The organism is Vibrio sp. 10N.222.52.B12 (genome assembly GCF_002875385.1).
In the GTDB taxonomy this organism is placed as follows: Bacteria; Pseudomonadota; Gammaproteobacteria; order Enterobacterales; family Vibrionaceae; genus Vibrio; species Vibrio jasicida.
Genome location: NZ_MDAW01000095.1, coordinates 156,027 through 168,961 on the forward strand (window position 1 = coordinate 156,027; position 12,935 = coordinate 168,961).

Annotated in this window: 11 protein-coding genes and 1 tRNA gene; 10 read left to right on the top strand and 2 right to left on the bottom strand. The window is 44.4% G+C overall.

What is annotated here, in order from left to right:
* The first annotated feature begins 105 nt into the window (after window positions 1-105).
* The 8 genes from BCT11_RS04860 (at window position 106) to cobA (ending at window position 9,242) form a co-directional block, all read left to right on the top strand.
* Window positions 106-179: transfer RNA gene (locus tag BCT11_RS04860), tRNA-Cys, on the top strand.
* A 351-nt stretch (window positions 180-530) separates the two neighbouring features.
* Window positions 531-1,025: a hypothetical protein gene (locus BCT11_RS04865; protein WP_038877295.1), complete on the top strand. Its 495-nt coding sequence runs from the start codon at window positions 531-533 to the stop codon at window positions 1,023-1,025.
* A gap of 128 nt (window positions 1,026-1,153) precedes the next feature.
* Window positions 1,154-2,506 (top strand): diguanylate cyclase, encoded by a 1,353-nt coding sequence (locus BCT11_RS04870; protein WP_227742650.1) that lies wholly within the window; start codon window positions 1,154-1,156, stop codon window positions 2,504-2,506.
* A 77-nt stretch (window positions 2,507-2,583) separates the two neighbouring features.
* A complete protein-coding gene (locus BCT11_RS04875) occupies window positions 2,584-4,065 on the top strand; it encodes a nucleoside hydrolase (RefSeq protein ID WP_102387407.1) in 1,482 nt (493 codons plus the stop codon).
* 276 nt (window positions 4,066-4,341) lie between these two features.
* Entirely contained in the window at window positions 4,342-6,906 is a 2,565-nt protein-coding gene (nirB, locus tag BCT11_RS04880; RefSeq protein WP_102387408.1) for a nitrite reductase large subunit NirB, read from the top strand.
* Between the two features lie 13 nt (window positions 6,907-6,919).
* Window positions 6,920-7,243, top strand: a complete 324-nt coding sequence (gene nirD, locus BCT11_RS04885) for a nitrite reductase small subunit NirD (protein ID WP_038877303.1) — start codon at window positions 6,920-6,922, stop codon at window positions 7,241-7,243.
* A gap of 184 nt (window positions 7,244-7,427) precedes the next feature.
* Complete coding sequence (locus BCT11_RS04890) at window positions 7,428-8,276, top strand: formate/nitrite transporter family protein (RefSeq protein WP_038865796.1); 849 nt, start codon at window positions 7,428-7,430, stop codon at window positions 8,274-8,276.
* Window positions 8,277-8,483: 207 nt separating this feature from the next.
* The gene (gene cobA / locus BCT11_RS04895) at window positions 8,484-9,242 is read left to right on the top strand and encodes a uroporphyrinogen-III C-methyltransferase (RefSeq protein WP_102387409.1); all 759 of its coding nucleotides are present in this window, start codon (window positions 8,484-8,486) and stop codon (window positions 9,240-9,242) included.
* Between the two features lie 21 nt (window positions 9,243-9,263).
* On the opposite strand, the gene BCT11_RS04900 is transcribed toward cobA, so the two are convergent.
* Window positions 9,264-9,704, bottom strand: a complete 441-nt coding sequence (locus tag BCT11_RS04900) for a DUF4174 domain-containing protein (protein WP_042604246.1) — start codon at window positions 9,702-9,704, stop codon at window positions 9,264-9,266.
* A gap of 127 nt (window positions 9,705-9,831) precedes the next feature.
* On the opposite strand from BCT11_RS04900, the gene BCT11_RS04905 reads away from it, so the two are divergent.
* Window positions 9,832-10,320 (top strand): NYN domain-containing protein, encoded by a 489-nt coding sequence (locus tag BCT11_RS04905; RefSeq protein ID WP_038865790.1) that lies wholly within the window; start codon window positions 9,832-9,834, stop codon window positions 10,318-10,320.
* Between the two features lie 99 nt (window positions 10,321-10,419).
* Here BCT11_RS04905 and BCT11_RS04910 read toward each other — a convergent pair whose 3' ends face one another.
* Window positions 10,420-11,751, bottom strand: coding sequence for an anaerobic C4-dicarboxylate transporter (locus BCT11_RS04910; RefSeq protein ID WP_038877310.1), 1,332 nt, complete (start codon window positions 11,749-11,751; stop codon window positions 10,420-10,422).
* Between the two features lie 418 nt (window positions 11,752-12,169).
* Between BCT11_RS04910 and BCT11_RS04915 the strand changes: the two genes are divergently transcribed.
* Window positions 12,170-12,910, top strand: coding sequence for a siderophore ferric iron reductase (locus tag BCT11_RS04915; RefSeq protein ID WP_042604261.1), 741 nt, complete (start codon window positions 12,170-12,172; stop codon window positions 12,908-12,910).
* Window positions 12,911-12,935: the final 25 nt, after the last annotated feature.

Below are 12,935 nucleotides of genomic sequence, written 5' to 3' on the forward strand. Positions count from 1 at the left end.
GGCTGATTTAGCTTGTAGAAAATTTGAATAAAATCTGTCGCATTGACCATCGAAAGGGTTAACCCTAACGAAAACTTCAATGTTTCTTCTTAGAAACGACAAAATGGCGCCTTGGCAGAGTGGCTATGCAGCGGATTGCAAATCCGTGGACCTCGGTTCGACTCCGGGAGGCGCCTCCATCTTCTCTTTAATACATAATCACTTCACTTAAGATCTCTGACCATTCACTCAATAAGTCAAAATTTAAGACGTTTGTTCATAAATTTACTCATCAGTAACCGATATTTATTGCGTCAAATTCGACGTAATCCTCATTTTCGACTTAACACCACAATTTTATGTTCCAGTTTTGCACATTCAACTCTATTAACAGAACGTTGTTAATTATAAACTTGGTGCATTACTAAAGGCTAATTGATAACATCATATATAACGTATTGTTAATATATGGCATTGTTTGATTTTGGCTCAGGACGAGCCCATTGTTGTTTTAGGGAGAAAAACACGTGTTTAGTCGTAAAAGCAGGCGAATGCTAGCCTTGGTGTTAAGTGCTGCGTCTTGTTCAACTTTCGCTGCTTCAATGGCCAGTTACCCAGACGGGTGGCTCGATTGGCCTGTTGTAAAAGAGTCACAAAACCTACCAGCAGACACGGTTCTACCTCCAGATACTTCTCTTTTTATACAAGAATCTGTTCGAGCTTATAGCTGGATCAATAATGGTCAGGGTTCGCCACTGACGATCCGAGTTAATCCAGCAAAACTAGAACAATATAAAACCCACGGACCATATACCGATGGTCCAACAGCCGTTGCCATTTCTGAAGTCGATGGCATCGTTTGGGTCACAGAGCACATTGGCGGTATGGCGATATACGGAAGTTATGATCGTCAAGGAAAAGACATCAGTCATACTCATCCATCTCTCGAACCTTCTTTTTGTCAAAGCTGTCACACGACCTATCAAGATATCTGTATCAACGGAACGTGTGCAGAGCCTGTCTTAGGTGTGTACAAGGACAAGTAGTAGCAAAAATGAGCACGCGAGTTTTTGGTTGGCTTACGATTAACCAGATGTTGTTTGTTTCGCATCTGGTGTTAGTGATGTCGATTATCTTTGGTTTGTCATTGACTCGGTTCCAGAGCGAATGGGATATGCGCATTGAACATGCTGCGACCATGGCAAAAACTCACCTTTCTTCTCAAATGACCTTCTTGTCTGGATCGATTGCAGGGCGGAATTACGCAAACTTAATGATGCCATCTACTAAGGCAAATTTGAGTGCTATCGATGATTTGCTTTTTGTCGAAGTGTCTGGCGTATCGGATTACAAAACTCAAGAGGTAGCTGTGCGTTACCTCGCTCAAACCAACCAAGTATGGCGGATTGATGTCAGTGATTACGAAGTAGGCAGCTTAAAGGGACAAAAAGATAATCTACTTCGTATGCTTTCAATGACGCCTGATGAAGATGAGATAAAACGGAATAAGCTCCAATATCTGGTAAACAAAACGAGCATCGACCTCGATGCGTTGCAAGATAGCCAGCGTTTAAACAGGGAGACAGAATTACCTTGGAATAAGGATGTGCTACGTCAAACTGACTTCTATTACGATTCTACCTTGTCAGTGCTGCATGTTTGCCTACCACTTCGTAACAATAACGGTGGCTACATCTGGGCAGTGTTGGATGCAAGCCAGCTCGACCACATCAAGTTAAACCTCATCAAAGAGCTAAGTCGTGAAGCGCTCATTGCCATCTTGATTTCAATGATACTTATCTATGTCGTTACGATGTGGATCGTTAGCCCATTAAAGCGTTTGTCTACTTCGATGAAGAAAGACATTGAGAAAATAGATCAATCCCATATTCCGGAAATCCGACGTTCTGATGAAATTGGCGAGTTGGCACGCTCATATTCTAGCTTGATCACCAAGATCAAAAATCAACTTCGTGTGCTTCGTCAACAAACAGATACTGATACGCTGACAGGGGTTGGTTCTCGGTTTTTGTATAAACGTAGCGCGCCGTTCTTTGTTCGAGATTCACTCAAGACTATGGAGTACGTCTGCTTTGTTCTGTGTGATATCGATAACTTTAAAAAGTTTAACGACACCTATGGCCATACCGAAGGGGATAACGCACTTTGTGACGTGGCGGAAGTATTCCGTTCACAGCTTGGGGCAGACCAGCCGTCTTATCGTTTGGGTGGGGAGGAGTTTGCTCTGCTCGTTTATGGTAACAATCCTGACGTCCTTAATTCTAAAGTCGAACGTTTAAGGCAGGCCGTAGAAACACTCTCTATACCACATATGAAGAATCAACCATCTGGTGTAGTTACTATCTCTGTTGGCGCTGTTCCAATAACACTCTCAGCACAAGAACCAACCTTTGAATCCTGTCAGGCAGCACTAGAGCGTGCTTTTGAAATTGCAGATAAAAACCTATACACCGCCAAAGACACTGGCCGAAATACGGTGATCATGGCGAAGCCTATCCAAATTTAACTGGTATTTGTCCAGTTTTTCACCTGCCCACGCTGGCCAAACTAAATTCAAAAAATAGCAAAGAGAAAGGAGTCTCCATGCATCATATTGGGGAAGATAAACAGTTTTGCGGCTCACAAACACGTTTATGGGTGGATACTGATATCACCATTGGTCACAAGAGTGGTTTAAAGCCATGTGATGTCGATGACGGGTATGCACTGGGCTTGTTACTTCGAAGCCAAGAAGTGGATATTGTTGGAGTAAGCTCTACATTGGGTAACTGCGACGATATTGAAGTTACGACTGAAATCGCACAGTCTTTTATCCAAAAGTTTGGTCCGACATATCTGAGTGTTTCGAAGGGAAGTGCAAGCTTCTTTGACTCTGCTGTGGTGGTTCCAAAAGCCGTTACCGATCTTGCTTATCAACTAAAACAAGAGCCTCTGACTATTTTGGCAATTGGTGCGTTAACCAATATTGCACTGCTGATTAAACATTACCCTGATGTGCTTCACAACATCGAAAAGATCGTTTGTGTTGCAGGCCGCCGCAGTACCGACCAGCATTTTGTCGCGAGCAAACATCAAACGCGTCCATTTCGCGATCTCAACTTTGAGGTCGACGAAGCGGCTTTCGAAGTACTTTTAAGTAGCGATGTACCTTTAACATTGGTTCCTTTTGAGGTATGTGCGGATGTCTGGGTGAACTTTTCTGAACTAAGAGCCATGAGCCACTCCAGCAGTTTAAGCCAATTTCTGGAACAACACTCAATGATTTGGTGGACAGAGTGGAAGCTGATCTTTGGTGCAAAAGAAGGGTTCATTCCTTTCGACATGATTGCTGCAGCTTATGTGGTGAATCCAGAATGGTTTGTATCTCATTCTTGGGAGGCCAAGCTGGAGATCGCGGCAAGTGATACGGACAAACACAAAGAGAAAGCCTATCTGGTTTGCAATGAATCGATAGAGCAGGGACGAGAGGTCGACTATGTGGTTGAAGTATCACCGGATGCCGAACCAGAAATGCTTAAGCGTTTAGCGGAGCGTGATATTGGCGCATTTGTACTTAGTTTATCTCATATCAATGTCATTGTCGACGATGTTGATACGGCGGCTGATTACTATCAGCGAGTACTTGGTTTTGAACGCGCACTTGATGCTCAGCGGAAAAAAATGGATTACCGCGGTGTGAGTATGGCCGAGTTTAACCAAGATGCAGGTTTAGCTGGACAAGATGTTGTCGTTGACGTGCTGTTTGTGAAGCATCCTTATGCGTCGGTCTATCTTGAATTGATGAAATATCACACACCAATCGGGACAAAAGACATACCCCCTCAACCAAAAACTTATGACTTGGGCGGCCCTCGTCATGTCGCGCTAGAAGTTTCAAACTGTGGTGAAGTCTTCCGTTACTTAAAACAACAAGAAGGGGTAACCATGATCAATACGTCGGATGAATATCATCCTGAAAAGCTCGACGGATTCCCGATTTCCTTCTTCTACTGGATAGACAAATACGGCATTCAATGGGAAATGGAAGAAGGACGGAGGGTAGGTACGTCTCGAGGCATTGTCTAATTGACTGAATTTAAATAATTTTTTGAACAGAAAAGGCAAGCATTTTGGTGCTTGCTTTTTGTTTGTTATTAAGAAATATGACAAAAAGGGTGATCTTATTTTATTCGGGTTACATTAATTTTGTTTAAGTTACGAAAGCAAAGGTTTAAATACGGGTTAAAAAGTGCTCCTACCCCTTTAGGGTAGTTTAATTCCGTAATTGATTTACATCATGTATTAATTTTCTTTCACAATTAACAATGCAGACAGTTAAGAACCTAACCCTTAGGAAGTACAATGAGCAAGTTGAAGCTAGTAGTCGTCGGTAACGGTATGGTAGGCCACCGTTACATCGAAGACTTAGTCGAGAAAACCGATGTCTCTAATATGGATATCACGGTTTTTTGTGAAGAACCTCGTGTCGCATACGACCGTGTGCACCTTTCTTCTTACTTTTCTCACCATACTGCAGATGAACTTTCTTTAGTAAAAGAAGGCTTCTACGAGAAACACGGCATCAATATGTTGATCGGCGAGCGTGCGATTAACATCAACCGTGAAAACCGTATTGTTTATTCAAGCACGGGTCGTGAAATCAAATACGACAAGCTGATTCTTGCTACTGGCTCATTCCCATTTGTACCGCCTATCAAAGGTCATGAAAGCAAAGACTGTTTTGTTTACCGCACTATCGAAGATCTAAAAGCGATCGAAGCGTGTGCGAAGAAAAGCAAATCTGGTGTGGTTATCGGTGGTGGTCTTCTAGGCCTTGAAGCTGCAGGCGCGTTAAAAGCTCTGGGTGTGGAAACTCACGTGGTTGAGTTCGCACCAAAACTGATGGCTGAGCAGCTTGACCTTGCTGGTGGTAATCAGCTTCGTCAAAAAATCGAGCGTATGGGCGTGAACGTTCACACCAGCAAAAACACGCTTGAGATTGCAGCAGAAGGGGAAAGCGCACGCAACGTTATGCGTTTCGCTGACGGCACTGAACTAGAAACAGACTTCATTGTATTTTCGGCAGGTATCCGACCTCAAGACAAACTGGCTCGTCAGATGGACCTAGACGTTGCGCCACGTGGTGGTATTGCCATTAACGACTACTGCCAAACGTCTGATGAAAACATCTATGCTATCGGTGAGTGCGCATCTTGGAACGAAATGTTCTACGGTCTTGTGGCTCCTGGCTACAAGATGGCGACGGTTGCAGTGGATCACCTACTTGGAAACACGGAAAGCAAGTTCGAAGGCGCTGACATGTCTGCGAAGCTAAAACTGCTTGGTGTGAAAGTTGGTTCTATCGGTGATGCGAACGGTCGCACTGAAGGCTGTAAGAGTTACGTTTACCAAAACGAAGAACAAGAAGTTTACAAACGTCTTATCGTATCGGAAGACAACAAGAAACTGCTAGGTGCAGTAATGGTTGGCGATACGTCTGACTATGGTGATCTTCTACAGCTTATGCTGAACGAAATCGACCTACCAGAACACCCAGATGCGTTGATCCTACCAGCACACGCTGGGGCTGAAAAACCTTCTTTGGGTGCAGACGCATTGCCAGAGAGCGCGGTTATTTGTTCATGTTTCGACGTGACAAAAGGCAAGATCGCACAAGCAGTTGCTGATGGTCACCACACATTGGGCGACATCAAAGCCGTGACTGGCGCAGGTACGGGCTGTGGCGGCTGTATCCCTCTAGTAACGTCTGTTCTCAATGCTGAGCTTGCTAAATCTGGTATCGAAGTGAAGAACGACGTGTGTGAGCACTTTGCATACTCGCGCCAAGAGTTGTTCCACCTAATCCGTATCGAAGAGATCAAAACGTTTGATGAGCTTCTAGAGAAATACGGTAAAGGTTATGGCTGTGAAGTTTGTAAACCACTGGCTGGTTCAATCTTGGCTTCTTGTTGGGGTGAGCACATTCTTAAGCCACAACTGGTTAAGCTGCACGACACGAACGATAACTTCCTAGGTAACATCCAAAAAGACGGTACTTATTCAGTAATCCCACGTATGGCGGGTGGTGAAGTAACGCCTCAAGCTTTGGGCGTGCTTGCCGCTGTTGCAGAAGAATACAGCTTATACACCAAAGTCACTGGTGCACAGCGTATTGGTCTGTTTGGTGCGCAAAAAGATGATCTTCCAGAAATCTGGCGCAAGCTTATCGATGCTGGTTTTGAAACGGGTCAAGCGTACGCTAAAGCACTTCGTATGGCGAAGACATGTGTTGGTTCTACTTGGTGTCGTTACGGTGTTCAAGATTCTGTTGGTCTAGGTTCTTACATCGAGAACCGTTACAAAGGCATTCGTACCCCTCATAAGATGAAGTTCGGTGTTTCTGGCTGTACTCGTGAGTGTGCGGAAGCACAAGGTAAAGACCTTGGAATCATCGCGACTGACGCCGGCTGGAACATGTACGTATGTGGTAACGGCGGTATGAAACCTCGTCATGCAGACCTACTAGCGAGCGACTTAGACAAAGAGACTCTGATCAAGTACATCGACCGCTTCATGATGTTCTACATCCGTACTGCTGCGCCACTACAACGTACATCAGTTTGGATGGAAAACATGGAAGGTGGCGTTGACTACCTACGCGAAGTGATTGTTAACGACAAACTTGGCATCAACGCTCAACTAGAAGCTGACGTAGCGAAGCTTGTAGACGAGTACGAATGTGAGTGGACTGCGACCATCAACGACGAATCACAACTGACTCGTTTCGCGCACTTCATCAACTCTGACAAGCGCGATGACAACGTTGTGTTTGTACAAGAGCGCGAACAGCACCGCCCAGCAACCTTCACGGAGAAGCACCCTGAAGCGAAAGGCGACATCCTACACGTAGCGATTACAGAAGCATAAGGGAAGGTTGATTATGTCATTTGAAAAGATTTGCCAAATCAGCGACATCGTACCGGGCACAGGTGTTTGTGCACTGGTTGATGGTCAACAAGTAGCGGTATTCCGTCCAACTGAAGCGGAAGAAGTGCTAGCGATTAGCAACACAGACCCTTTTTTCCAATCAAACGTGCTCTCTCGCGGTTTGATCTGTGAGCACCAAGGCGAGCTTTGGGTGGCAAGCCCACTTAAGAAACAACGCTTTAACCTGAAAACAGGTGCGTGCATGGAAGACGAACACTTTAACGTGAAAGCGTACAAAACGCGTGTAACAAAAGGCAAAGTCGAAATCTCAGCATAAGAGCTTGGTTAAATTCCCTTCTCTTCGGGGGAGGGAATGAACCGAAATCTAGATTTAATAGGTAAAGGCTTTTCGATGTTCACCTGCGGGGGACAAGGAAGCAAGGTGTTACTGAGTTAACGGGAAGCCTTTCTCTATTCAATCTTTAATTTTTAACTTTCAACTTTTGAATAAGGACACATTCATGTCTACAGACTTTAAACCTGCTGAATTCGTACAAACCATGATTAACGTGGGTGAAGCGAAAACAAACACCAGCACTCGCGATTTGCTACTTCGCGGCACAATGGCAGGTATTATCCTGTCACTTGCGGTCGTTGTTGCGATTACGACTATCGTTCAAACTGGCGTTGGTATTGTAGGTGCACTTGTCTTCCCTGTTGGTTTCGTGATTCTAAGTGTGATGGGTTACGACCTCGTTACTGGCGTATTCGGTCTTGCTCCTTTAGCTAAGTTTGCAAACCGTCCAGGCATCACTTGGGGCCGCATCTTCCGTTGTTGGGGTCTTGTCGGTTTGGGTAACCTTATCGGTTCTCTAATTGTTGCTTACCTAGTTGCTATCTCTCTAACAGGTAACTTCTCTCTAGAACTGAACGCAGTAGCGAAGAAATTTGTCGCTGTTTCTACCGCGCGTAGCCTTGGTTTTGAAAACATGGGTATGGACGGATGGATCACGTGTTTTGTACGCGGCATCTTCTGTAACCTAATGGTGTGTCTAGGCGTTATCGGCAACATGACAGCACGTTCAGTGTCTGGTCGCGTAGCAATGATGTGGTTCCCAATCTTCATCTTCTTCGCACTAGTATTTGAGCACACAGTAGTAAACATGTTCCTATTCCCACTAGGTATGATTCTAGGTGCGGATTTTGGTATCGCGACTTGGTTGAACTTCAACCTTATCCCAACCATCCTAGGTAACATTGTTGGTGGTCTAGTAATGACTTGTATTCCACTGTACCTAACTCACGCTAAAACTGCGCCTTCTATCAATGCTGAAGAAGAAGTAAAAGCACAACCTGCAATGGCTAAATAACCATTAACGGGTAACTCGCTTAATATGATCCCGCTTCTGGATGGGCGGGACTATTCTTTAACTTGGATTTCAATTTTTAACTTTCACTTTCGCGACATATTTTATTGGTTTAGCTATAAAAAGTAATAACTCCTTAGAGTGGTTTTAGCCCTAAGTGCATAACGCGAGTGTTACTCTTTATATCTAAATTTTTCGATAGGCGTTGATATGACTACTGCTCACTCATCTTTAAACAGCGGCTTTGTTTCTCTTGTTGGTGCAGGTCCAGGTGATCCTGATTTGCTCACCGTAAAAGGCTTAAAAGCCATTCAAGCAGCTGAAGTTGTGGTGTACGACCGATTGGTGTCGAAAGACATTCTTGAATTGGCTCACGCATCAGCAGAGATGATCTACGTAGGCAAAAAATTGGACTTTCACTGCGTACCTCAAGATCAAATCAACCAAATCTTGGTGCAGAAAGCGCAAGAAGGTAAACGCGTTGTGCGTCTAAAGGGCGGTGATTCATTTATCTTTGGCCGTGGTGGTGAAGAGCTAGAAGAACTAGCGGAATTTGGTATCAAATACGAAGTGGTTCCGGGTATCACAGCAGCAGCGGGTGCAACGGCATACGCTGGTATTCCATTAACACACCGCGACCATGCACAAAGTGTTCAATTCATTACTGGTCACGTACAAAAAGATGGTCGTGAGATTGAATGGCGTTCGCTAGCACAATCCAACAACACGCTTGTGTTCTACATGGGTTTGAAGCAAAGCAGCCACATTATGGATAAGCTGATCACTCACGAGTTAGATCCTGAGATGTCATGCGCCATTATTGAAAACGGTACGCGCCCAGAGCAGCGCGTGTTCCAAGGAAAGTTGAATGAGCTATCGAGCATGGCAGAGAAAGCCGTGAGTCCAGCATTGATTGTGGTGGGTAGCGTTACTCAGCTACACAACAAATTGGATTGGTTCGGCAAGTAATCAAAGACGTAATCTTAAGCATTAGATCGCGCAAGGACTGCGTTTCTGCTGCATCTCCCTTTTACGCATTGGCATTTCATCGATCAGATTGTTGATGAATTGCCAATCGGTTTTCGCTCCCCAGCGGTGTTTCTCTTCACCATCTTTACCTAATAGAATCGCCGTGTGTTGGCCTTGTTTCACTTCGTAAAGTTTGGCTAGCATCTTAAGGTCAAACTCTTCTTTCAACCAAGACGGCTCTGTATACCCATCTTCTGCAATGACGAGCGTTATCACGTCTCTGTCTTCAAGTTCACACTCATTCATTAAAGCCTCTAGCAAAAACTGTTTCACATGATTGTCGTTTTCTGGCGCAAAATATAAGACGCTGCGGTGTGGCCAATATTGAGAGTGGGCAGGGTAACCAAACGCGGCACTTGATATGAGGCATGAAAGCAACAGGGCTATAGTAGGCTTGTTCATGGTTTCCCTCCTTGAAACGCGAAACTCCGATTATCAGGTTATACGATAAGTTTAGTGGAATTAGTTCATTGTGCTTTGGCGCAAGTTCGCTTAGGGTATGGCACAAACAAATAAGGCATAGAACTTGATGAATTCGGAAAGCAAACAAAAGATCGCCATCTTGGTTGATGTGCAGAATGTGTATTACACCTGCCGCGAAGCGTACCGCAGCAATTTTGATTACAACCAGTTTTGGTATGTTGCGACACAAGGGAAAGAAGTGGCGAGTGCAAAAGCTTATGCGATTGCGAGTAATGACCCGAAGCAGCGTCAATTTCATCATATCCTGCGTGGTGTAGGCTTCGAAGTCATGCTTAAACCGTTTATTCAGCGACGTGACGGTAGTGCAAAAGGCGATTGGGATGTGGGTATTACACTTGATGCCATCGAAGTAGCACAAGACGTAGATGAAGTCGTATTGGTCTCTGGTGATGGTGACTTTTGCTTGCTGGTTGAGCGAATTCAGCAGCGCTTCAATAAGAGAGTCACAGTGTATGGCGTACCTAGGCTTACGTCTCAAACCTTGATCGATTGTGCCGATAACTTCGTCGCTATCGATGAAGACTTTCTTCTCTAATCTCGCCTAGCTGTATAGCTTCGAGAATCAAAGAAAGGGCGAGTCACTTCAGGCTGTACGTAAACGTACAATGACTCGCCCCAAAATATTAAACGTGATTTATGATGGGATGATCATTTGTCCCAATAAGTAACCCAAGCAGCACGCCCCAATCACACCGATTAAACCTACCGACATGAAAGAGTGGTTGAAGTACCATTTACCAATCTTCGTTGTACCTGAAGTATCAAAGTTCACAGTCGCGATATCTGAAGGGTAGTTGGGAATAAAGAAGTAACCGTAAACCGCTGGCATTAAACCGATAAGTAGTGCAGGTTCCAAACCAAGGCCCAAACCAACCGGTAGCATCATTCGTGCTGTTGCGGCTTGAGAGTTCACCACAACCGATACGATGAATAGTGCAAGCGCGAAGGTCCAAGGGTAGCTAGTTACCATTTCAACGATGCCAGATTTAAATTGAGGCATTGCGTATTGGAAGTAGGTGTCTGACATCCATGCGATACCGAAGATAGCAATCGCCGCCACCATACCAGATTTGAAGACCACGCCGTTTGGAACATCACGTGGATCGGTTTTTGTCGCAAGCAGAATGATACCGCCGAAGCAGAGCATCATCATTTGGATAACCACCGCCATACTGATTGGTTTGCCGCCGTCGACAATAGTTCGAACTTCCGGCCACATAGCAATCACTACAATCACGAGAATCGATAGAATGAATAGCAATACTGAATTACGTGCGCTTACGGGCAATATTTCATCGAGCGAAGTTGCGGTTGTATTCAGGATCTTGTCTCTCCAAACCGGATCTTTTAGACGTTCTTGGTATTCTTCATCGTCTTCAAGTTCTTTACCGCGTTTTAAGCTGTAAAGGGACATCAGCAAAGTACCGAACAATGTGGCAGGCACAGTAACGAGTAAAATAGAAAGTAGGGTGATCTCGTGTTGGATATCAGACAATTGTGCAAGGTAGTAAACCACTGCTGCTGAAATTGGTGATGCAGTAATGGCGATTTGAGAAGCAACCGATGCTGCTGCCATAGGACGCTCAGGACGAATGCCGTTTTTAAGCGCAACGTCGCCAATGATTGGCATGATAGAGTAAACCGCGTGACCAGTACCAAGTAGGAAAGTCATAAAGTAAGTCACGAACGGCGCAATAAGAGTGACGCGTTTAGGGTTCTTACGTAATACGCGCTCTGCCACCTGCAACATGTATTTTAAGCCACCTGCGGCTTCAAGAATGGAGGCACAAGTGACCACCGCGAGGATGATCAGCATTACGGTCACAGGCGGAGAGGTTGGAGGCATCTTGAAGATGAAAACCTCAATGACCAAACCAATACCAGAAACGACACCAAGACCAATGCCGCCATACCGTGAGCCGATATACAGCATCACGAGCAAAAATAGAAACTCAAGATACAACATGTTTAATTTCCTTATTAGAAACAGGGACTTCTATTGTTTCGGTATTCAAGGAAAAAATACTTAGCTTTGTTCACATTCTGTTTTATAGGAAACAGCAATGTCCAATAATTGGGAATAACTCACGCTGAGCCGTGTCAGTGTTAATGGTGCATTGAAAGGGTGTTGTTGGAATGTTTGAATCGTCCGTGTCTAAGGTTAAACCTGACCATTTTGGTGCACTGATTGGAGTTATTTCTGTTTGAATTTTGCTCTATATGTTTGTTGGCTTGAGTTTGGACTTAATAAAAGCAGCGAGTTTTTCCTGTTGATCGTTATTTGATGATTAGTGTAAAGGAATAAATCATACTGATAACCATTTGCATTCGCGTTGATGCTTGAGTATAACTGCTTGCAAATGATAGCGTCAGTAAGTACAGCCATGTCTGAGCAATTTTTCCAACAACTATTTCATTACTCTAAAGAGGTCACGCCTTATTTACATGGCAGTATTGGTGTAATTGAACCGGGTGCTATCCATCTCGATAATGACATCAATCCAATTGTTCAAGAACTCTATCAAACGCTCTCAAAGGTGCATCCAGAGGCCGGTAAAGCCTATTGGCTTACTCGAACATGGGACTTACTGTGTTGGCAACCGATGTTTGTGGCATTCATTTCTATTTATGGCTTTCACACGCTACCTAACCTAAGAGGCATGGGACAGTACGTTCACTCTGGTTTTGTCACGGGTTACCGTTTCCCTGATGAACAACATGTTCACGGGGAAATTGAGGACTTAATAAAAGAAGCGGGTGGGCAAATACGTGAGGTTTACGACTTTTACCAAATTCAAATGAGCGAATGGACAAGAATTCGCCCCGGATTTACTCAACAATTGATGTCTGATGGCGTTATGTCTTGCTTACTACGACTACAACAAAACTTTCCGCAATTTACTAATGAGATGATTCAAGCCCAAGCCAATTTGTGGTTAGAGGCGCTTGGATTGAATACGGCCAACGTCTCGTCTTTGTATAATGTAGGCGAAGAGCAGCCACTAAAATTAGTACGCAAGAGCTGTTGTCTGGTTTACAAATGTGAAGGAAGACAACTCTGCGAAGACTGCCCAAGAACGGATAAAAATAAACAGTTAATCAGATCGAGAAACATGCAGGGCTAACATGTTGATAACATATGTAACAATG